Origin of the sequence: Priestia sp. YIM B13491 (genome assembly GCF_042787605.1) — a bacterium.
GTDB classification, from domain to species: domain Bacteria; phylum Bacillota; class Bacilli; order Bacillales; family Bacillaceae_H; genus Priestia; species Priestia megaterium_E.
Window position 1 is genome coordinate 485,092 of the sequence record NZ_JBHZOR010000004.1, and the last position, 21,783, is coordinate 506,874.

General features: G+C 35.6%; 24 protein-coding genes. 18 read left to right on the top strand and 6 right to left on the bottom strand.

Going from position 1 to position 21,783, the window contains the following annotated elements; genetic code table 11:
* Positions 1-92: 92 nt before the first annotated feature.
* The 3 genes from ACFX4E_RS17440 (at position 93) to ACFX4E_RS17450 (ending at position 2,305) form a co-directional block, all read left to right on the top strand.
* Complete coding sequence (locus ACFX4E_RS17440) at positions 93-1,277, top strand: FtsK/SpoIIIE domain-containing protein (protein ID WP_377258482.1); 1,185 nt, start codon at positions 93-95, stop codon at positions 1,275-1,277.
* Positions 1,274-1,858, top strand: a complete 585-nt coding sequence (locus ACFX4E_RS17445) for a replication-relaxation family protein (protein WP_377258479.1) — start codon at positions 1,274-1,276, stop codon at positions 1,856-1,858. The genes ACFX4E_RS17440 and ACFX4E_RS17445 overlap by 4 nt, the downstream gene beginning before the upstream one ends.
* A gap of 279 nt (positions 1,859-2,137) precedes the next feature.
* Positions 2,138-2,305, top strand: a complete 168-nt coding sequence (locus ACFX4E_RS17450; RefSeq protein ID WP_377258476.1) for a hypothetical protein — start codon at positions 2,138-2,140, stop codon at positions 2,303-2,305.
* 76 nt (positions 2,306-2,381) lie between these two features.
* Here the strand turns inward: ACFX4E_RS17450 and ACFX4E_RS17455 are convergent, their stop codons facing one another.
* A complete protein-coding gene (locus ACFX4E_RS17455) occupies positions 2,382-3,011 on the bottom strand; it encodes a hypothetical protein (protein WP_377258473.1) in 630 nt (209 codons plus the stop codon).
* A gap of 388 nt (positions 3,012-3,399) precedes the next feature.
* Between ACFX4E_RS17455 and ACFX4E_RS17460 the strand changes: the two genes are divergently transcribed.
* The gene (locus ACFX4E_RS17460; RefSeq protein ID WP_025752359.1) at positions 3,400-4,293 is read left to right on the top strand and encodes a helix-turn-helix domain-containing protein; all 894 of its coding nucleotides are present in this window, start codon (positions 3,400-3,402) and stop codon (positions 4,291-4,293) included.
* A 14-nt stretch (positions 4,294-4,307) separates the two neighbouring features.
* Here ACFX4E_RS17460 and ACFX4E_RS17465 read toward each other — a convergent pair whose 3' ends face one another.
* From ACFX4E_RS17465 to ACFX4E_RS17475, 3 genes are all read right to left on the bottom strand, one after another.
* Positions 4,308-4,535: a spore coat protein gene (locus ACFX4E_RS17465; RefSeq protein WP_377258470.1), complete on the bottom strand. Its 228-nt coding sequence runs from the start codon at positions 4,533-4,535 to the stop codon at positions 4,308-4,310.
* Positions 4,536-4,664: 129 nt separating this feature from the next.
* Positions 4,665-5,201: a PIN domain-containing protein gene (locus ACFX4E_RS17470; protein ID WP_028408568.1), complete on the bottom strand. Its 537-nt coding sequence runs from the start codon at positions 5,199-5,201 to the stop codon at positions 4,665-4,667.
* Between the two features lie 7 nt (positions 5,202-5,208).
* Entirely contained in the window at positions 5,209-5,565 is a 357-nt protein-coding gene (locus ACFX4E_RS17475) for a hypothetical protein (RefSeq protein WP_028408567.1), read from the bottom strand.
* 236 nt (positions 5,566-5,801) lie between these two features.
* Between ACFX4E_RS17475 and ACFX4E_RS17480 the strand changes: the two genes are divergently transcribed.
* Positions 5,802-6,362, top strand: coding sequence for a maltose acetyltransferase domain-containing protein (locus ACFX4E_RS17480; RefSeq protein ID WP_028408566.1), 561 nt, complete (start codon positions 5,802-5,804; stop codon positions 6,360-6,362).
* A gap of 246 nt (positions 6,363-6,608) precedes the next feature.
* Positions 6,609-7,586, top strand: coding sequence for a ring-cleaving dioxygenase (locus ACFX4E_RS17485; protein WP_028408565.1), 978 nt, complete (start codon positions 6,609-6,611; stop codon positions 7,584-7,586).
* Positions 7,587-7,735: 149 nt separating this feature from the next.
* Here the strand turns inward: ACFX4E_RS17485 and ACFX4E_RS17490 are convergent, their stop codons facing one another.
* Positions 7,736-8,242, bottom strand: coding sequence for a PCYCGC motif-containing (lipo)protein (locus ACFX4E_RS17490; RefSeq protein WP_013083117.1), 507 nt, complete (start codon positions 8,240-8,242; stop codon positions 7,736-7,738).
* 234 nt (positions 8,243-8,476) lie between these two features.
* On the opposite strand from ACFX4E_RS17490, the gene ACFX4E_RS17495 reads away from it, so the two are divergent.
* The 4 genes from ACFX4E_RS17495 (at position 8,477) to ACFX4E_RS17510 (ending at position 11,705) form a co-directional block, all read left to right on the top strand.
* Positions 8,477-9,328, top strand: coding sequence for an STAS domain-containing protein (locus tag ACFX4E_RS17495; RefSeq protein WP_098333196.1), 852 nt, complete (start codon positions 8,477-8,479; stop codon positions 9,326-9,328).
* A gap of 292 nt (positions 9,329-9,620) precedes the next feature.
* On the top strand, positions 9,621-9,818 hold the full coding sequence (locus ACFX4E_RS17500; RefSeq protein WP_013083119.1) for a DUF3311 domain-containing protein: 198 nt from the start codon (positions 9,621-9,623) through the stop codon (positions 9,816-9,818).
* On the top strand, positions 9,818-11,311 hold the full coding sequence (locus tag ACFX4E_RS17505; protein WP_377237955.1) for a sodium:solute symporter family protein: 1,494 nt from the start codon (positions 9,818-9,820) through the stop codon (positions 11,309-11,311). Before ACFX4E_RS17500 ends, ACFX4E_RS17505 begins: the two co-directional genes overlap by 1 nt.
* Positions 11,312-11,537: 226 nt before the next feature.
* Entirely contained in the window at positions 11,538-11,705 is a 168-nt protein-coding gene (locus ACFX4E_RS17510; protein ID WP_081085234.1) for a Fur-regulated basic protein FbpA, read from the top strand.
* A 234-nt stretch (positions 11,706-11,939) separates the two neighbouring features.
* Here ACFX4E_RS17510 and ACFX4E_RS17515 read toward each other — a convergent pair whose 3' ends face one another.
* Positions 11,940-12,533, bottom strand: coding sequence for an exonuclease domain-containing protein (locus ACFX4E_RS17515; protein ID WP_028408562.1), 594 nt, complete (start codon positions 12,531-12,533; stop codon positions 11,940-11,942).
* A 233-nt stretch (positions 12,534-12,766) separates the two neighbouring features.
* Here ACFX4E_RS17515 and ACFX4E_RS17520 point away from each other — a divergent pair, with 233 nt between their 5' ends.
* The 8 genes from ACFX4E_RS17520 to ACFX4E_RS17555 all read left to right on the top strand — a co-directional run bounded on the left by ACFX4E_RS17520 (position 12,767) and on the right by ACFX4E_RS17555 (position 21,588).
* Positions 12,767-13,063 (top strand): hypothetical protein, encoded by a 297-nt coding sequence (locus ACFX4E_RS17520; protein ID WP_377237954.1) that lies wholly within the window; start codon positions 12,767-12,769, stop codon positions 13,061-13,063.
* A 382-nt stretch (positions 13,064-13,445) separates the two neighbouring features.
* Complete coding sequence (locus ACFX4E_RS17525) at positions 13,446-15,797, top strand: immune inhibitor A domain-containing protein (protein ID WP_098249747.1); 2,352 nt, start codon at positions 13,446-13,448, stop codon at positions 15,795-15,797.
* Between the two features lie 223 nt (positions 15,798-16,020).
* Positions 16,021-17,400 (top strand): class II fumarate hydratase, encoded by a 1,380-nt coding sequence (fumC, locus tag ACFX4E_RS17530; RefSeq protein ID WP_377237953.1) that lies wholly within the window; start codon positions 16,021-16,023, stop codon positions 17,398-17,400.
* Between the two features lie 173 nt (positions 17,401-17,573).
* A complete protein-coding gene (locus ACFX4E_RS17535) occupies positions 17,574-17,792 on the top strand; it encodes a hypothetical protein (protein ID WP_102194846.1) in 219 nt (72 codons plus the stop codon).
* A 46-nt stretch (positions 17,793-17,838) separates the two neighbouring features.
* Positions 17,839-18,735: a GH25 family lysozyme gene (locus tag ACFX4E_RS17540; RefSeq protein ID WP_028408558.1), complete on the top strand. Its 897-nt coding sequence runs from the start codon at positions 17,839-17,841 to the stop codon at positions 18,733-18,735.
* A gap of 61 nt (positions 18,736-18,796) precedes the next feature.
* The gene (locus tag ACFX4E_RS17545; RefSeq protein WP_014460133.1) at positions 18,797-19,063 is read left to right on the top strand and encodes a hypothetical protein; all 267 of its coding nucleotides are present in this window, start codon (positions 18,797-18,799) and stop codon (positions 19,061-19,063) included.
* 135 nt (positions 19,064-19,198) lie between these two features.
* Positions 19,199-21,286, top strand: coding sequence for a PAS domain S-box protein (locus ACFX4E_RS17550; protein ID WP_136789341.1), 2,088 nt, complete (start codon positions 19,199-19,201; stop codon positions 21,284-21,286).
* An 89-nt stretch (positions 21,287-21,375) separates the two neighbouring features.
* On the top strand, positions 21,376-21,588 hold the full coding sequence (locus ACFX4E_RS17555; protein ID WP_013083131.1) for a hypothetical protein: 213 nt from the start codon (positions 21,376-21,378) through the stop codon (positions 21,586-21,588).
* Positions 21,589-21,783: the final 195 nt, after the last annotated feature.

A 21,783-nucleotide genomic window follows, 5' to 3' on the forward strand; every position in this document is an offset into this window, starting at 1 on the left:
ATTCAAAGTGTCGTTCATATTCTGTTTCCTCTTTTAACGATAGGTAGTCTTATTTACGTTTTAACTCATTTACCATTAGTGGGGTGGATGTAATGGAGTGGCTACAAACTAAATGGCATAAAATGAAGTGGAGAGGTAAACTCATGAAATGTTTCAAAGATGGAGGCATAGTTAAAACTGTCAAACATGGTTCTCATCGAAATGAATATTATCCAACTATTCATAATATCGATATAGACTTAAAGAAGAAAAACTATAGATTTGTTTTCACGCTGAAAAACGGCATGAATCCAGAGTTAGTTTTTAATAATATATGGCTGTTTAAACAGGCATTTGGAGAGAACATAGAGGTGTCAGGTAAATACAAGAAATTTATCTTATCTGTGTATTCAAAAGGAATGCCAACTACGGTTAATTATGATTTCAAAAAGATTGAGCCTTGTATGGAGAAAGCTTTAGTTCCAATTGTTACAGGGTATGATAATCAGAATGTCTTAAACGTGTTAGACTTAAAAGAATTGCATCATATCATGCTCACAGGTAGTACTGGCGCGGGTAAAAGCAGCCTTTTTCGCTCAATGATTTGTTCATTAATTTTTAACAAAACACCTGAAGAAATCCAATTTATAATGTCTGATTTAAAAAATAGTGAGTTTGGGATATTTAGAAACATTCCTCATGTAAAGTGTATTCATATGGAACAGAAGCCTTTGTTAGCTGAATTACGTGCTATAGAAACAGAAATGAAACGCAGAAGTAAACTTCTTGATCAATATGATGTAGACCATGTGTCAGAGTTAGAGGAGAAGTTGCCAATTATAATGATAGTCATCGATGAGGTATTTTTGTTAACAGACAATGATAAAATTATGAAGATATTAACCAACATATCTTGTCTAGGTCGTAGTGCTTCAATTCATTTAATTCTTGCTATGCAGCGTTCAGCAGCTAAAGAGTTAGGTGGTCAGTTGCTAAATAATATGAATGGTCGCATTTCAGGTAAACAATCAAATGAAGTAAATGCTAAAATAGCTGGGCTTAGAAGTAGTAAGGATATTACTGTTGCAGGAAGAATGGCTTTGTCTATAAATGGAGAAGAAAGAATCATTCAAGTTCCTTTCCTCGATAAGAAAGAAGCCAAGAAGTTACTTGAGCCTTATAAGATAGAACTAATACCAGACGAAAACAATGATATTGAGGTAGCAGTAGAACCTTTAGAGAATTTAATAGCATCTGATATTGCTCAATTGCCGACTATTAGAGGAAGACGTAAATGAATAAACGAGATCAGGAGATATTAGAGAATCTTAAGAAGTTCTATGTACTAGATAGAGATCAATTAATTCAATTACATTTTCAAGAACAAAAACAACCTATTACAACATGTAATCGTATTATGAATAGATTAACCTCTAAAGGATTAGTCAAAGTAGAACGTACTACTCGCCCTTATAATTATTTCCATAATGAAACTAACATGAAGCTTAACAGTACTAAAATTCCTCATTTCAAAGCTATCACACAAACTTATCTTGATTTATCTCAATTCACTAAACCATCGATATTTGAAGTGGAAATGAAATTAGGTGCTAAAGGAACAATAGAACCAGACATCTATGTTGTATGGAATGGGGCGCCTATGTTCATTGAATTACAAAGAAACAGATACACCTTAAAAGTAATGCAAGCAAAGATAGACCGTTATCAGGCTTATTATGACAGTAAGGAGTGGAAAAGGTTTACTGAACAATTCCCTTTTATTCTAATTCTTTCTGAGACACGATACAACATTGATACAGGTAATTTAGGTGTATATCAGGCAAAGGACATACAAGATTTTATAAAAAGTTACTTCTAGTGCAGCTCAAATTGGGCTGTTCTTTTTCATTTAAAAGTAAATTAATTATAAAACTACATTTATATAGCCATTTTTCACAAAAAACACTCTATTTTCATGTAATTTCAACCATTATCGGAATATTAAGTTACCAAAAAGAGCCTATAAATGCTTTAAAAGCCTATTATAACGTTAAATAAAAATAAATTAATTATAAATGTTAAAAAATCCATCATTTGACAAATGATTAGGTGAGATTTATTCTTGATTCTTGAGTTTAAAAACAGGAGGAAGTACATCATGGGAAAAACTAATAAATTGAAAATGGGAAAGATAACTGTATTAGAACCAAATGAAGAGAAAAGAAAAGAAATTCTTGAGATTATGGAAATTATGATGATGGATTACATAAAAAGAAAACCTGATGAAGAAGAGAATGACAAGAGGCTATCAGAAAAAAATGTGTGATCATTCTTTTAAATTCATTAATCTTAAATGGAGTTATTGACTGAGATGAAAAATAAAGCCTTCATTTAAAAAGGCTTTATTTTGCTTTCTCAAGCAACTCATAAAAATCATTAAAGAAAGAATGAGCTAAATCTAATAAATCAAGGCAGAGTTGTGAATTAACCTCGATACTGTATGAGGAAGTATTATCATCTAAATCATATTTTGTGAGGTTAATAGAATTCAGTCTTTGGAATGCAACAAATGATTTATGATTGGCGCGAATTGCTTCATAAGGATTGTGGACGAAGAAATTTCTAACGCTTTGATAGTCTTTTAATTTATTCCAATCATCTAATTTGTTAATGCTTATACTGATATTATTATTAAAAAAAGTTTTAGCTTTATCAATTCCTAAATTTTTAGTCTTTACCAAAGGAGTAAATTCAGAGAAGCTTTTTTCATACAAAGAAGCAATCATTAATAGTTCGCGTTCTATAAAAGAGAATACAGATATAAACATGGACTTTCGATGAAGTATAGGAAAAACTATTTCATGTCGATATTCGTTCGTTCTAAGTAAGGGGTCAATTCCTTCTTTATTAAACTCATTAGGATTACTTGAAGCGATCATTTTTTCAATGAGTTTGTTATAATGTTCAAATTGGTTTAGTTGAGTGAGTGTTCCAGCTAAATTGTAAGATATATGCCTAGGAATTTTATTCATAACTATTACTCCTCTGAGTTTAATTTTACAAAGAAAAAATTTCCAAGTAACTTATTTAAATTATAATGGGCGCTGCTTTTAAAAGGTAATAGAATTATATCTCATTTAGGGAATAAGAGGGGAATTTTAATTAACAGGTATAGATTAGTAAAACTTATGCCCGAAAATAACATAGGCGTAACCGTAAAGAGCAAAATTGTTATTAAGGAAATAAACCTCAGCTACTTAAAGGGGATTGAAGTAACTAGTTATAACTAGAAGAATTTTTCTTGGAATATTTTTCTTTTTTCTATTGATAAAAAAACTACCTAAATGGTACAATAGACTTATAAAAACATAATGGAACGTTGTTTTGACGGGCTTTATTGACATTAAGTAAGGTGATTTTTTGAATGATAAAAAACAAGTAGGTCAGCTGATTCAAGATCTGCGAAAGATTGCGGAAATGACAACTGTCGAGTTATCAGAAGGAATTTGTACTGAAGAAGAGCTACATCGATTTGAACAAGGTGAAATTCATGCAAGCAGTGAAGTTCTCTATCATTTATCGAAACGCTTAGGGGTTCCGATGAATTATTTCTTTGAAGCAGGAGAGCTAACGCCCAACGATTATTCAAAAGAAATTAAATCGACCATTAGGCATTATATACGAAAACGCGATTATGAAACCGTGTTACATATGGTGAACAAAGAAAAAGATAATCCTATGTTTCAAGATCCTTTTCATGCACAATTTTTCCTATGGCACGAAGCCATATGTGATTATTATATTGGAAATAAATTTGAACAAGCGCTTCGTAAATTGGAAAAAGCTATTGCGTTCACGCGTACGAGCGAACAGTTTTATTCAGAAAAAGAGATTGCTATTTTAAATAGTATTGCCATTATTTATGAAGAAGAAGGTCATTTAAAAAAAGCGTTCAGTACGTTTATGGAAGGATTGCAGCATATTGCTTTGCTTCCTAAATTAAAAGATCCTCTTGTCAAAATTCGAATTTTATATGGATTATCGCGTGCGCTTTTGCAAATGGAACGTTATGAAAAGTCGGTTAAATATGCACAAGCAGGACTAGAGCTGTGTATTCAGCATGAGACGCTTTATTTATTAGGAGAACTGCACTATCAAATTGGAGAAGCACTCTGTCAGCTTGATGAGCTTAAAGAAGGAATAGCCTACCTAGAAAAAGCTATTACCGTTTTTGAAATTGAACAAAATGAAGCGTTTGTGACCATTATTCAAGAAGAGATGTCTAAATATCAAGAAACAAAAAAGAAGAGCTGATCGCTCTTCTTTTTTTATCTCCAATACACTGGGTGCGGGTAAAATGGACGAGGACGAGGGTAAAAGTAAGGGGGGTGGTAATAAATAGGACGAGGATAAGAGGAAGGATAAAATGGACGTGGGCGAGGATATGGATAATAACCATATGGGAATCTTTCTTCAGTTTCATGAGGGTTCGAATAATAATCATAGCCATATTGATACTCTTCTAAAGGTTGTTCCGGGTAATATTGATAATTCACTCTTTTCACCGCCTAAGTTTTTATGCTTTTTACTGTATTCATTATAGAAAGAATTGGAGTATGTACTCATCAAATTTTCACTTTAAAAATTCGACGGGAGATGAGGCATATTTTAATAATAAAAAGAAATTAGGTTTCCTTTTTATTTTTGTGTAAGGCATCTGCTGTATGAGTCAAAGTGGGCAGTTCGAAGCTTTTAATAAAAGAAGCGTAAGCAATCGTATCTTTAATAGGGTTTACATAAGATAATGGTTGACCTCGGTAGCTGAAATTAAATGTAATCCAAGCAAAATCTTTATTATTATTGGAAATCAGTTTTGCATTATGTATAAAAGCAGATGCGGCAATCATCGCATCTGGGCCTTTAATTTTTTTATTGGATTCTATTTTAGCTTTTCGGCGAATTTGAGCTGCGAGCTGTGCAATTTCACTTGTAACGTCTACAATCTTATCTGTCATATCGTAAATATAATGATTTTTTACTGCTTTGACTTGAGGATTTGTTTCTACTTCCCAATGCGACAGAAGTTCCATTTCTACAACGGTAGGCATTAAAAATTCCGCATTATTTGAAATAAGTTCATTAATATATTCCACAACTTCTGGATAATTAAGCGCATGTGAAGCCCAAATGTTTGTATCAATGATTACTTTTTCATCCAACACAAATCGTTCACTCCTCTCTACTAGCCATTCGTACCAGCTCTTCTAACCCAGAAGGTGAGTAAAGAGCCGCAGATTCTGAAAGCTGATTGCTTAATAGAAGCTTTTCATATTTAGTTAATCTAGTTTTTGCAGATTTTATGAGCTTTTCTTGTGTGTCATTTAATGTTTTATCTTTTTTATCGTACGTGCGTAGAACTTTATTTTGAGGTTTGTATTTAAGATTTTTCTTCTGCATAGGGGGTGAAGAAGGTGGTTGCGGCAAGGGTTGTGTATAAATTTTTCCATTTATTTTTAGGTTAAAGTGCTTCTGAACTTCCTTGCTGTATGTTCCTTTTTGGTCATCTACCAAGCGCTGTGCTTTCATGATATCCCTGCCTTTTATATAAATTTATATAGTATATGTGATGAAGTTTTCTCTTACTATTCCTTTTATACAAAAAGATTAAAAAATTAGCTTCCGAGAGTTATTAACTTAACTAATGTTTGCCTGGTGGGTGATAATCTCAGCGAATACCGGACAAAGGTTTAAAAACATGATATCGTGTAAGAGAAATAAATCAGTATAGGTTAGAGAAGGAACTGCAAAAAAGGGGATGCAAAATGAAAACAGAAAAACAAAAAATGCTGGATGGAGAATTATATCTTTCCGCTGATCCGCAATTAATAAAAGAACGTGAAAACGCTCGAAGATTAACAAGGCTTTATAACCAAACAACAGAAAGGGAAGAAGAAAGACGTACAAACTTATTAAAAGAACTGTTTGGATCTACGGGAAATTCTCTTTGCATAGAGCCTGCTTTCCGCTGTGACTACGGTTCTAACATTCATGTTGGAGAAAATTTTTATGCTAACTTTGATTGCGTACTTTTAGATGTATGTGAAATAAGAATAGGAGATAATTGTTTTCTTGCACCAGGTGTACATATCTATACAGCAACTCATCCTTTGCATGCTCTTGAAAGAATTTCAGGAGCTGAGTTTGGAAAACGCGTAGAAATAGGAAATAACGTCTGGATTGGGGGGAGAGCCGTTATTAATCCTGGAGTGAAAATAGGCAACAATGCGGTAATTGCTTCGGGTGCCGTTGTGACAAAAAATGTTCCTGATAACGTGGTAGTCGGAGGCAATCCTGCAATTATAATCAAGCATATTGAAAATTAAAGAATAAACAAAGAGCTTTTGAATTGTAAAAGCTCTTTGTTTATACGATGTTTTATTGCCGATTTGGCTCGTCCTCATTTATAATGTTTTGGTTAAATGTAAAAATATACATATTTCCTTCCGAGATCATCCATACTTTATTGACAAAGGAAAATTAATCATGGTATATTATCTTTAATTAAAGATATTCAAATTAAAGATAAATAATAAATGATAAACTAGACGATTTGTCCGGAGGAATGTAGAATGAACCACTTAAAAGGAATACACCACGTAACGGCTATTACAAGCAGTGCAGAAAAGAATTATGAATTTTTCACATATGTGTTAGGCATGCGCTTAGTTAAAAAAACGGTCAATCAAGATGATATTCAAACGTATCATTTGTTTTTTGCAGATGATAAAGGCAGCGCCGGAACGGACATGACTTTTTTTGATTTTCCAGGTATTCCAAAAGGTTTTCACGGAACAAATGAAATTTCAAAAACATCTTTCCGCGTTCCAAATGATGCGGCTTTAGACTATTGGGTAAAGCGCTTTGATCGCTTAGAAGTAAATCATACGGGGATTCAAGAGCTATTTGGGAAAAAGACGCTTTCGTTTGTTGATTTTGATGATCAGCAGTATCAGTTAATTTCCGATGAAGGGAATCAAGGAGTTGAATCAGGCACTCCTTGGCAAAAAGGCCCTGTCCCTCTTCAATACGCTATTACAGGACTTGGTCCTATCTTTATTCGTATTGCCGAGTTTAATTACTTTAAAGAAATGATGGAAAAAGTCCTTTTATTTAAAGAGATTGCTCAAGAAGGAGACCTTCACCTATTCGAAGTAGGAGAAGGAGGAAACGGTGCGCAAGTAGTAGTAGAACACAATGAAAAACTTCCGCAGGCTCAGCAAGGTTTTGGAACTGTTCATCACGTTGCTTTTCGCGTAGAAAATCGACAGGCTCTTGAAGAGTGGATTAATCGAATGTCAAGCTTCGGTTTCCATACGTCTGGTTATGTGAATCGTCACTTCTTTGAATCGTTGTATGCAAGAGTGGCTCCGCAAATTTTATTTGAATTTGCGACAGATGGACCAGGATTTATGGGAGATGAACCTTACGAAACGCTCGGAGAAAAATTATCACTGCCTCCTTTTTTAGAGCCAAAACGTGCAGAAATTGAGAAGCTCGTGCGTCCGATTGATACAGTAAGAAGTACAAAAGAGTTTATGAAAGAATAATACACAAAAACACTCAAATAGCTATTTGAGTGTTTTTTGCTGTTTCAAAGATGAATCAGCTTTCAAAACGCTAAAAAAGAATGTGTTTTTGATATCTTTTCCTTTTATATATACCTATCGCGAATGTTTGCTTAAAAACTGCCAATGTCCTACAAGGAAGGAGTAGGAGTGGGTTGTGCATAGCCTTCTTTATATTTTTCGTCGATGTCTTTGCGGATATCTTTTATTGATTTGCCTCGGTTATAGTCGAGCATAGCTTTAGCTGCAATTTCTATACACAATCCGCATTTTGTTCCATGATCATCCCAGACAACTGCTCCATTTCTTTTGTTTTTAAAAATAAAGCAGTCATAGCTGTTTTTGTGATTTGCTTCCATGCCACATCCGCAGTAGCAAGGGATTTTTTCAAGTAGTTCACGATTTTTAGCAACGGATAGATAAACTAGTTTCATATCTTTAGGCTGGTTCTTTAAAAACTGTGGTAAAACGTCTGCTCCCGGAGTTTCTTCGCGAATATCAGCAACTGCAGCTTTGTGATGTTCATGACCTGAATGTGCAGAAGAGTTTGTGGCAGAAGAAGTTGTTGTATTGTTTGAACAAGCGGATAATCCAATACTTGTAGCGAGAATCCCCAACAAAATAATTGATTTTTTCAATACAATTAACATCCTTTCATGTGAAAATAAATGATAGCTGCATCATACACGGCAGTTTATCTATGTAGATAATCAAACACCTGCTTGTTTATATCTAATTCTCTATAAGTATGCAGAGCGGTTATCGTGTATGATAGAGATGGACGAGGAAAAAATATGAAGCATGAATTTATCATAAGGTGCGTTTTGTAAGTAAGTGGACAGAAGGAGAAAGTGAACGGAGGTTAAACAGTAGTGAGTGAACAAAATCAACGACTTTTTGAATATATTTTAGAAAATTCAGCCTCTATCAGTGAAGAATGGCTGCGCCAAAGAAGTAATATTAAAGGATCGATTTACTCAAAGGACGCAGATGCTTCAGTTGAGAAAAAGCTGCGTGAGCAGCATCTTTATACGATCGAAACAATTGCGAGCGGCTTTCTTGACGATCAAGAGATTTTCAAACAACGTATGGTGAAATGGACGACGGAAGTAGTAAACAGCAGAATTAAATTTGATACGCCGATTTACGAGGTAGTAGAAGCGCTAAGCAAAACAAGAAAAATTATTTGGACGTATGTCAAAAAATATAGTCTGATACATTCATCTATCACAAAAGAAGATATACTCTCTTGGAGCGAAGTTTATCATACAACATTTGATAAACTCCTTAATGAATTCTCCGAACAGTACTATAAAATCACAAGGCAAAAAATAAGTCTTCAGCAAGAGCTAATCGACGAAACGAGTTTTCCTGTCATTCCAATTGTAGATCACATCGCGGTCTTGCCTTTAGTAGGGCTTATTGATGAAATCAAAGGTGATTCAATTATCGAGGTTGTTCCAAAAAGATGTGCAGAAAAACATATAAGACATCTAGTCATTGACTTATCGGGTGTAAATTATGTAGATACGTATGTTGCGCACAAATTTTTTGATTTAATTAACATTTTGCAGCTGCTAGGCATCCATGCGATTATGTCAGGAGTGAGTCCTGACATGGCTCAGACGGCTGTTAATGTAGGAATTAGTTTTAATAAAATTGAAACGTTTGGACATTTAAAACAAGCTCTTTCTTCGCTTGGTGTAAAGAAAAAAGAAGAATAAAGTATAGAAATGCTAAAAAGAAACGGAACTGAAACTTTTGCTCTCAGTTCCGTTTCTTTTTGTTTGTCTACATTCTTCTGCATTCAAAATCTTGTAAGCATGCCTTACAAACTCCTTTTCACATGGGGACAAATGGAAGATACTAAGGAACAAATAAACGGCGGTTTTCTATGCCAAACGTCTCGTTTAGCTCAAGAATGGAGGTGTAAAGAGAAGAATAAGAGAAGTACATAATGAGATAGTTAAAGTCTTAGATAAGTACTGATAAGCCGTGTGATTAAGGAGGAGTTCTATGAAAATAATTTATCTTCTTTGCCTGCTTCCGTTTGTAGGAATATTAGGTTTATTGCCTTTTGTTAACAAAGTAACGCCATTTATTTTAGGAATGCCTTTTTTTCTCTTTTGGATTGTTATGTGGGTAATCCTTACGTCGTTTATTATGGGCATTGTGTACAAGCTCGATCCTGCTGTTAAAGGAGGAGATAAATAATGAATACCGCTCTAATTATTATTTTTGGTTTTTTACTTTTAGCTATTTATCTTGGAATTCGAGCTACGCGGGGCAAAAAAATGGATTTAGAACAGTGGAGCGTAGGCGGCAGAGGTTTTGGAACTGTTTTTGTCTTCTTTTTGATGGCGGGCGAAATCTATACTACTTTTACGTTTCTAGGTGGAAGCGCTTGGGCATATGGAAAAGGAGGACCAGCGTTTTATATTTTAGCCTATATTTCTTTAGCGTACGTGTTAGGGTATTGGATTGGCCCGCAAATATGGCGATATGCCAAGAAACATAAGCTTATGTCTCAGCCGGATTTTTTTGTTTCAAAATACAGAAGCCCGTTTCTTGGCATTGTTGTTTCATGCGCAGGGGTGCTGGCAATTGTTCCTTATATTATTTTACAGTTCAAAGGCTTAGGTATTATTGTATCTGAAGCTTCTTATGGTTCTATCTCTTCCACCGCAGCCATTTGGATTGGAGCCATATCATTAACGGTTTACTTAATGATATCAGGCATACATGGTTCTGCGTGGACGGCTATTGTTAAAGATATTATGATTTTTATTGTCGTCTTATTTTTAGGAATATATATGCCGTTTCATTACTACGGAGGCTTACAGCCAATGTTTGAGGCTGTGCATCAAGCAAACCCAACGTTTCTTACTCTTCCCAAAACAGGGCTAAGTATTTCGTGGTTTATTTCTACAGTCATGCTGACCGTATTAGGGTTTTACATGTGGCCGCATACGTTTAATGCAACGTATTCAGCTGAAAACGAGAATGTATTTCGAAAGAATTCTATTATAAGTCCTATTTATACGTTAATGCTGCTTTTTGTCTTTTTTGTAGGGTTTACTGCTCTTATGCAGGTACCTGGACTACAAGGCGCAGAAGCAGACTTGTCACTGCTTCGTCTTTCCATTCAAACATTTGATCCGTGGATTGTCGGCTTTATTGGCGCAGCTGGTTTATTAACAGCACTTGTGCCTGGATCGATGCTTTTGATGGCAGCTTCTACGTCACTGTCTAAAAACGTTTATGGCGTTCTTGTTCCTTCAGCGACGGGAAAACAAATTTCGATACTGGCTAAATGCTTCGTACCGGTCATTGCGCTTGTTTCAGTCTATTTTACACTTCATGGAGGGAATACGATTGTAACGCTTTTACTAATGGGCTACAGCATTGTGACGCAGCTGTTTCCTGCTTTTATTTTTAGTTTAATGAAAAACAATATCGTGACTAAATACGGGGCATGTGCAGGTATTGTTGCCGGCATTGCGTCTGTGATGTATATAACGATTACTGAAACAACGCTTGGCACGTTGTTTCCTGCGTTTCCACAAATCATTAAAGATACAAATGTCGGCGTTATTTCTTTATTTATTAATTTAGTTGTATTAATGGTGGTCAGTTTAGCAACGAAAAAAATCGCCGCACAGCCGCATTTTGAAAGCGGGGCAGTAGATGGAAAACAAATTTTGTGAAAATCTTTTTCCAATTGCGTTTTAAGAACATCATGAAGGGTATAAAAGTAGTGCATCACCAAAATGTTCAATATGGCTGCAAGACATAAGCAGCCTTCTCGATAAAATGTAACGATTGCGTTGTTTTTAAACATAGGTAACGAGTGTGAAAAGCAACAAGACGTATGCCACAAGCGGTGTACGTCTTTTCTATGAAAGATATTCACCTAAAAAAGGAGATGATAACATGACATCTGAAAAAGCATTTGAACAAAAGAAAGATCTTTTAATGAATCAAATTATTGAATCGGGTTACTTTAAAGCAGAAGACGGGAGACATTTGTACGAATTGAATTTAAGTGAACTAGAACAAACGCATCACGATCTTCAAAACCAAAAGGTAAGAGAAATATAATTAAAATCTCCCAGATTATTAGAAATTCAGCTGATTTCGTATATATGTGTAAACACCTGCTGTTCAGTTTGTTCCTCCGCGGCTTTTTGCTTGAAAGCAGGCACTTTTCTTTTTCTTCCGGTGCGTTTACAGCCTCGCTGTTTCCAATCATACTCCTCAAACATATAACTCAACACTTAAGAAATATGCGAATAAAAACAAAAAAAGCGCAGCTTCTGCGCTTTTTTTGTTGAGTTAAAAACGAGTGGAAGCCGCTGTTTTTTTAGGTTTGCTCATTGCTTTTTTTAATACTTCAGAAAAATAGGGATCTCCGCTAGGATTTTGCTGTCTTAGCAAGTCAATGGTTCCTTTCACGTCATCCATAGCTCTGTGAGCGTGCTCTCTCTCGATATTATGATGATCAAGAAGCGTTGTTAGTTTTTTATTAGGAAAGCCGTATTCTTTCCATTTGACAGCACGCATAGAGCAGTGCCATTTTTGGTTAAATAAAGATGGATACCGTTTTAAAAGAAAACTGCGATCGAAAGAAGCATTATGAGCGATGATAGCCGAAACGCTAGTTAACAGCGATTCCACTTTTTTATCGTCTAATGTTTTATTTTTGACCATCTCATTTGTAATTCCCGTTAAGTTTGTAATATACGGGAAAATGGGAGTTGAAGGCATATTGAATTCTTCATATTCTTCTACAATGTCGATTATTTCTCCGGTAGAAGAATCATAAGAAACGACAGCAATTGCTAGTTCGATAATATCGCATGTTTGCGCACTTAATCCCGTTGTTTCAACATCTAAAACGGCTGCTAATTTCACTTGTTCAGTTGACAACTCATCGCCCTCCCTTTCTATTTATCATTCTATTAGCTTATCATTTTTTAACAGAAAACGTTAGTAAAAAAGATGAGGGAGCACGTACATAGATTTATTTTATATGCCCACGCGGAAAAGGAATTTACTTTTTTAAAGGAGATGACGATAGCAAAGGAGAATAGTAATATTTACTCATCTAAATTAAGTCTTCATTGAAAATAATGAAATGAAGGAAGAAGGGGATCGTTATCATGCAATTGCTGTATATGGTACTTTTTCTTATCTTAATTTTTTGGGGAATTACATCTTTTATTCATTACAGGAATCAAACTATTAAAGTTCGTTTGAACAAACATTATACGAATGCAGTAGAATGGATTGAAGCTGTTAAACAAGAGCTAGAAAAGCAAGGGAAATCCGTGAGTTATGAAGGGGATTTCTTGTTTAAAATTGATGAAAAGCCTTATGAAATCGCAGCGCGTAATATGTCTCTTTGGAGCATGTCGCTCTATTATATCTTGCTGCAGCGTCAAAAAGAACATTCTTAAATTTACTTGCATACGGAGATTATCACTTCTCGTCTACTGAGGAGTGATTTTTTTATCTTTACTTTATCCATAATAGGGAATTTTTTGTTTTTATATAATAGTAATACGAAAAAGATGGTTCTAATTTCCTAAAAAAATACACTTCATATATTTTTAGTTTTGGTTATCGATTTGGCATGGAATTTGCATATGTAAGAAGGGTTTATCAGATATTTTAATTGTCAGGCAAAGAAAACTAGTTACATACTATAAAACTATTTTACATTATCTACTAGAATCAAAAAATTTTAATAATATAGTAAAATGTAGTTGACCTTCCTAGTTTTAGAATATAAAATAAATCTTGCTAATAGTTTGAAAATTCTAAAATGGAGGGGTTTACTTGAAAAGCTGGAAAAAGATTTTGGGGACATCTTTTCTTGCCACAACTGTTACATTAAGCGGAGTCGGGCCAGTACTTATGAATGGAAGTGCTGCTTCAGCTAAAACCGCACAATCGGAGGAACTTCCGAGTTCACCAATTGATATGAATACAGTACCGGAAGAAAGATTGGCTAACGCACTGAAAAACCAAGGAGTTATTTCTCAAAGTGCAACACCGCAAGAAGTGAAGAAAGCCGTTACTTCTTACATAAACAAAAAAGATGCACATAAAGAGAGCATGAAGGGACATAAAGCTAGCAAAATTGATTTGAAAGCGAAAGAAATGCAAACAAAACAAAAAGAAAAGTTTCAACGAGGCGAATTTGCTAATATTAAGTCTCAAGGAAACAATTCGGGGAACGGGGTAAACGTTAAACCTGCAGCTCAGGCCAAATATAACGGACAAGTGAGAAAAGATAAAGTTCTTGTTCTTTTAGTCGAATACGCAGACTTTAAGCATAACAATGTCGTTCAAGAACCTGGTTACATGTATGCAAAAGATTTTAATCGAAATCACTATCAGCAATTAATGTTTGGAAAGAAAGACTTTACGTTATTTAACGGTAAGAAAATTAAAACATTTAAACAATATTATGAAGAACAGTCTGGAGGTAGTTACACAGTAGATGGAACGGTTTCTGACTGGTTAACTGTACCTGGAAACGCAAAAGAATACGGAGCAGACAATCCAGCGGGAGGAAACGATAATGCGCCTGGATCTAAAGGGCCTCGTAATCTTGTAAAAGAAGCGCTTGCTGCAGCAGCAAAAAGCGGCATTAACCTTTCAGATTATGATCAGTTCGATCAATATGATATCGATGGAGACGGCAACCGCAATGAGCCTGACGGCATAGTGGACCACTTAATGGTCATTCATGCTGGAACTGGGCAAGAAGCAGGTGGAGGTAAACTAGGAAACGATGCTATCTGGTCTCATCGCTCTACTTTGGGACAAGTGTATAAAGTTCCTGGAACAAACATGGCTGCTTATGATTATACAATTGAACCAGAAGACGGAGCAGTTGGCGTTTTTGCTCATGAATTTGGCCATGATTTAGGTTTGCCGGATGAGTATGACACACAGTATACGGGGCAAGGTGAGCCGGTAGGCGTTTGGTCAATTATGAGCGGAGGGAGCTGGGCTGGTGAAGTAGCTGGAACAGAACCGACAAGTTTCTCCCCGCAAAATAAAGAGTTTTTCCAAGCAAATATGGGTGGAAACTGGGCAAATATTCAACAAATCGACAGCAAAAACATTACAAAATCGGGCTCTGTGAGCGTGGTTGATCAAAGCGTGACAAAATCTAAACGCCCGGGTATTGTAAAGATTAATTTACCTAAAAAAGCTGTTCAAGGGATTAAGCCTGAGTTTGGAAGCAACTACTACTACAGTAAACGCGGAGACGATCTGCATACGACAATGACGACGCCAGAGTTTGATTTAACAGCAGCTCAAACAGCTAAATTCAATTACAAAGCGTTCTATGAAGTAGAAGCAGAATACGATTACTTATATGTAAATGCAATTCTTCCTGACGGCTCAAAAGTTCTGTTAGATACAATTGGTGATAAAGCGAACAATGCAGACGGTTCTGCTGAAACTTCCGGCGGAAAATGGGAAGATAAAAGCTATGACTTAACGCAATTTAAAGGTAAAAAAATCAAGCTTCAATTTGAATACGTAACGGACGGAGGGCTTGCTCTTCAAGGATTTGCACTTGATAATGCCAGTTTAGTAGTAGATGGAAAAACGGTATTTACGGACGATGCTGAAGGAGCGCCAAAAGTAACGTTAGATGGATTTGAAAAGACAAACGGCATCAGCTATAAAGACAACTATTATTACCTTGAGTGGAGAAACTATGCAGGCAGCGATAAAGCACTTCAATTCGCGCGAGGTGCAAAATATAATACAGGCATGCTGCTTTGGTACGCAGATGAAAGCTACCTTGATAACTGGGTGGGACAGCACCCAGGTGAAGGATTCCTTGGCGTAGTTGATTCCCATGCTCATAAAGTTCTTTACTTTAATGTGAATGGGATTAGCACGACAGCAAATTCAAGCCGATATCAAATTGCAGACGCGGCGTTCTCATTTGATAAATCACCTGCTTGGTCATATTCCCATAAAACATGGGGAACTATTTCATCTAAAGGATCAAATGGAGTTACAAGCTTCAACGACAAAAAATCGTATTTAGATGAAAGAATTAAAGATGCAGGCCGCTTGCTTCCTCAAAACGGATTAAAATTAGACGTAATTGGTGAAGCAAAAGACAATTCAGCTGGTGCTGTATGGATTCATAAGTGAAATTAGACGTATTCAAAAAAGATCTGAAGAGCGTATTCTTCGGATCTTTTTTTATGTTAGGAAATCAAAATAAACTATGAGCTAAATAATCAAAGTGCTTAATACCGTTTAAAAAATAAAATAAAGGGAATTTTCAACAGTGAATAATTGTTATTATGTCATGAAATTCATCCATATAATCAATACTAATAGGTAAAGAAAATATTGAAAAGGAGTTCTAACTATGAGCTATCGTATCGAAAGAGATTCAATTGGAGAAATCAAAGTGGCAGAAGATAAACTATGGGGAGCGCAAACGCAAAGAAGTAAAGAAAATTTTCCAATAGGGATTGAAAAAATGCCGATTGAAGTAATACGCGCTTTTGCGGTTTTGAAGAAAAGTGCGGCTATTAGTAATCATAAACTAGGCAAACTATCAGCAGGGAAATCGGAAGCCATCGTACAAGCTGCTAACGAAATTATTGAAGGGAAATGGAATGAACATTTTCCTTTAGTGGTATGGCAGACAGGAAGCGGAACGCAATCAAACATGAATGTAAATGAAGTGATTTCTCACCGGGGAAACCAGCTAATAAATGGCGACGAAACGCTCCATCCAAATGATGATGTCAATATGTCACAAAGCTCTAACGATACTTTTCCTACAGCTCTTCATATTGCAGCTGTACTAGAAGTCGAAGATCAATTATTGCCTGCTCTAAAAACATTAAAAGAAACGTTCGCTGCGAAGCAAGAGCAGTTTAAAGATATTATTAAAATAGGAAGAACCCATTTACAAGATGCTACACCGCTAACACTAGGACAAGAAATTAGCGGATGGCATCATATGCTCGAAAAGAATGAAGAAATGATTAAACAAAGCGTAGAGTATATGAAGGAGCTAGCTATTGGCGGTACAGCTGTTGGGACGGGGATAAATGCACATCCTGACTTCGGCGATGAAGTAGCGAAAGAAATCAGCAGCACGCTTGGAAAAACATTTATCTCAGCACCTAATAAATTTCATGCATTAACAAGTCACGATCAAGTGGTTTATGCCCACGGTGCACTCAAAGCCTTAGCAGCTGACTTAATGAAAATCGCCAATGACGTACGCTGGCTGGCAAGCGGTCCTCGTAGCGGACTAGGCGAAATTACAATTCCTGCTAACGAACCAGGAAGTTCTATTATGCCTGGAAAAGTAAATCCAACTCAAAGTGAAGCTCTAACAATGGTTTCTGCACAAGTGCTTGGGAATGACGTGACGATTGGCATTGCGGCTAGTCAAGGAAACTTTGAATTGAATGTATTTAAGCCGGTTATTATTTATAATTTTTTACAATCAGTCAGATTGCTGACAGATTCCATGCAGGCTTTTAACGATAAATGCGCAGTAGGAATTGAACCCAACAAAGAAAAGATTCAGCACAATCTAGAAAATTCTCTTATGCTTGTAACAGCGTTAAATCCGCACATAGGGTATGAAAATGCGGCTAAAATTGCCAAGCTGGCTCATCAGGAAGGAGCGACGTTAAAAGAAGCAGCGGTGAAAACAGGCCTTCTGACAGAAGAACAATTTGAGCAATGGGTAAATCCTGCTAATATGATTCATCCATCAAAATAAAACAAGAAGCCAAGCAGCTCAGAATGCTTGGCTTCTTGTTTTAATAAAATAAACATTGTTCTAAATAAACACATAAAAAGAAATTGCGGACTAAACAGATTTTACACTGCCTTATACTAGATTCAAGTACATACGATTAGGGTATTTACATTTTTATAAAGGAGGGAATTCAAGTGACGTACGAAGTGAAGTTTTATTTTGGAAATGAAAAATCAATCAGTACATTGGTTGAATCAGAAAATGTAAAAAAGCTTGAGGAATCTATTATTCATACGCAAGGATGGTATCGTTATTATGACAAAAAACACGAAGCTTATTTAGCGATTCAAATGAGCAACGTTTTACACATTGTTATAAAAGAGTATCAGGATCCAGAAAAACAGGGGTTTTAAAGTATTCGTCGTATACATAAAGAAGCTAGCAAAAGAGGTGAAAACTATGCAAAGGCGACATTCAAATAATCCTATTATTCTCGACGTTTCTCATCATCAAGGAATCATTAATTGGAAAGAAATAAAAAACACCGCAGTAAAAGGGGTGTATATAAAGTTAACAGAAGGCGGAACTTTTGTAGACCCTAGATCCTATGAAAATTATATAGGTGCTAAAAATGCGGGCTTGAGAGTAGGGTTTTATCATTATGCTCACTGTACAAATAGCCCGGAGAAAGAAGCTGCTTTTTTTATTGCTCAGCTTGGACAAATGAAACTAGACCTTCCACCGTGTTTAGATCTAGAAGAAGATAAGAAAAAATCCAAAGAATTTGTTTCTCGCTTTGCCGTAAGCTGGCTTGAGCATGTTCACAAAACAACAGGGATTAAACCTATCGTATATACGAATTATCATTTCGCTAAAACTTTTTTTACAAACGAAATAAGTAAGTATCCTTTGTGGGTAGCAAGATATAGTGCAGCCAACAGACAAGGCGGTATGCAGCACCCTGGTGAGCTAAGTCAGTGGCAGCGATGGGCCATGTTTCAATATACGGATTCTGGCAGAGTAAAAGGAATTTCTACAAATGTGGATATAAATGAAATGGACTGCTCATTTTTTAAAGAAGTCACAACAAATCTCTCTATGACGAATAATACAAAAGGACCCTTTGTCTATTCCAAAGGTGATAGAGGGTTAGGAGTCAAACAAATTCAGCAAAACTTACTTGCGCTAGGTTTTTCTCTTCCAAAGTTTGGAGCAGACGGTTTCTATGGAGATGAATTAATCGCTGCAGTGAAAAAATTCCAGAATCGGTATGGCCTTTTTTCAGATGGGATAGCAGGAGCGGACACACTGGCCCGTCTTGTTAAAGAAGTGAATAATCTGAATAATCTGGTTTGAGAGATTACCAGATAGGGAAAAGTTACTGTAAGATTCAAAAAGGTACAAGGAAGGAGTTATTATGAGAAAACGAAAACAAAAAGCATTGATATCAGGTATTACGCTATCAACGGTAGGAGTCGGCATTACGTCTTATATATTAAGCGATGCTGCGAAACGACGAAAAGTAAAAGGACTTGTTCGAAGTGCCAAAGTAAAACTTTCAAGTTTATCTAAAAAACAGCAGGTAAATGCTAGCCTAAATAAAGATGCGCATTCAGATCCTACGTACGTTTCTGAAAGCAATATGATTTCAGAAGGACCTATGTATCAAGATCAGCATAGATAATAAAAAAACTAGTCTTGCCTCGGGCGGGACTAGTTTTTTTATTAATTTTATAAATAGCAGCGCTTATTCATGTTACACTCTCTATATAAGGGAATTATTTTACGCATATTTACAAGTAAAGGAGGAATAGAAGGAGTGATTAGTAGCGGATTATTTGTTAACTTATGTATTTTTTCGTTTTTTGTCAGTATTATGATTGCGATACGAATATTTTTGTTACAGCGTCTAGCCCATAAATACAAATGGATGAGTGGTATTTATGCAAGTATTGTTTCTGCTATTCTTATGGTATATAGCGTTACGTATCAACAGATTACATATGATTTACGTTTTCTTCCTCTTATTTTGACCGTTCTATACTTTGGTTACAGAGCCGGTGCAGTTGCAGGTATCACTATGGCTGTGTGCAGTATCTATTTAGAAAGTCATTGGTTACTGACTATCTTAATTTTAATCTTTACCTTTTTGTTTTCCCTTCCTCTTATTCGATATAGAAAGCAGTTTTCTTTATTAAAACAATCTCTTCTTTGTTTCTTTATTCATTTTATCGTTCATGTCTTACTGACAAATTACTTCTGGAATACACCTATTCAGTCGCCGTTTTATAGCGAAATAGAATATTTAGTGTTCGGAATTCTCGGACTGGGAGTAGCCGTGGCGACGATAGAGTTTTATCGTAAATTTTACGCTGTAGCAGAAGAAGCTGCTTATGCTGGATCAGATTCATGTAAGGATGAAGAAGATTCTTTTTTTGTCAGGATAATGAAAAAAGAACTAGAATATACGAAAGAACAGCTGGAATCTTTTATTAATCATCACATGGATGCGGTTATTATAACTGATTTAGAAGGGCGAATCTTGCGAGTTAATGAAGCTTATGAAAAAGTATATGGCTGGAAATCCCATGAAGTCATTGGGAAAAAATATTACGATATAGCAGGAGCTTTTAGTGAGGATGTACATGAGAATATAAAAAAGACTGTTGCTGAAAAAGAGGCAATCAATCGAGTAGAAGTTGTAAGAGCTCGTAAAGATGGAAGTTTAGTAGACCTTCGCATCACCATTTCTCCAATTTTTAATGGGAAAGATGAGTTGGTAGGTTTGTCTGGAGTATGTGTGGATATATCTGAAGCTAAAAAAGCAAAGGAAGAGCTTGACTTGCTGCATCGTAGGCTTAAAGAAAGTGAGTTGAAATATCGCACGTTATTTGAGTACGCAAATGACGCAATTTATTTACTTGAAATAGGGCCGGATCATTTTCCTTCTCGTTTTGTTGAAGTAAATGAAGCTGGATGTAAGCGCTTTGGATATACGAGAGAAGAGCTTTTATCCATGCCTTGCCACGATATTATACCTAGAGATTCTGACATTGTTCAAAAAACAGTCGAAGAAATTCGCAACGGAAATCTTTCTTTTACGCTGCAATCACAGTTTACATTTAAGTCTGGCGAAATAAAAAACCTAGAATATAGTGGAAAGTTGTTCAATATAGAAAACAAAAAAGTACTTCTTATTGTTTCAAGAGACAGAACAGAGTACTTAAAAACAGAAGAGCTGCTGCAGAAATCTGAAAAATTAGCAGCAGTCGGGCAGCTTGCTACAGCTATTGCTCATGAAATTAGAAATCCTTTAACGGCCATCAAAGGGTTTATGCAGCTATTAACTGAAAAAGCGAGTAAAGAAGAGTTAACCTATATGAACATTATATCCTCTGAAATTGAGCGTATTGAAATGATTACAGATGAATTCATGTCTGTGGCAAAACCACAGGCCGTAACATTTCAGTCGATTGATTTGCAGCTGTTAATTCAACAAGTGATTTTATTGCTGCAGCCTCAGGCAACCATGAAAAACATCTTTATTGAACTTAACTCATATGGAGAAATACCTTTTGTATATTGTGAAAGCAATCAAATGAAACAGGTATTTATAAATATTCTTAAGAATGCGATTGAAGCAATGCCTTCAGGAGGAGAAATTAAAGTAGAGCTGAGAAAAAAGGACCACAATCATATTCATATTCAAATTATTGATGAAGGTGTAGGAATTTCAAAAGAACGCATCAAACATTTAGGTGAACCATTTTACAGTATTAAAGAAGACGGAATCGGGTTAGGGTTAATGATCTGCTTTAATATTATCCAACAGCATAAAGGAACTCTTAGTATTGAAAGTGAAGTAAACAAAGGGACAAGTGTGGAAATTTGTTTACCGTTAGAATAAAAGGTAATCAGTTAAAGGAAGAAGAAATTTTGCAACAAGTTGTTTAGTAAAGTTATAATATTCTATGTTGAAGGAAAATAAGCAAAGGAGTGGTTACGATTAAACAGAAAAAGTGGATTAACATATTTCGTATTCTGTATATTATTTTTGCTATTATTGCGATTGGAGCATCTTTTGGAGACTATTCTTTTGGGCTTAATAATCCCCGCATAGTTAGTTTAACGGCTCTTGTTTTGGCGGTTATTTGTATTGTTCCGTATTACATACTTCGCTTTAAAGAACAAGCTTCTAAAAGTAAATAAGTTAATATTTGTTATCTTAAAAGAGGCTGTGACAAAAGTATTTTAGTTGAAGGAAGATCCGAACGATTCATCGTTCGGATTTTTTTATTGTTATGGTGAACATGGATTTAATCTAGTCGGTTGCTTCTAGCGGTTGATTGGAGTGATTTTGTTATGTCTCAATCTCTTTTTTATCGTCATAAAAGGGCGATAAAT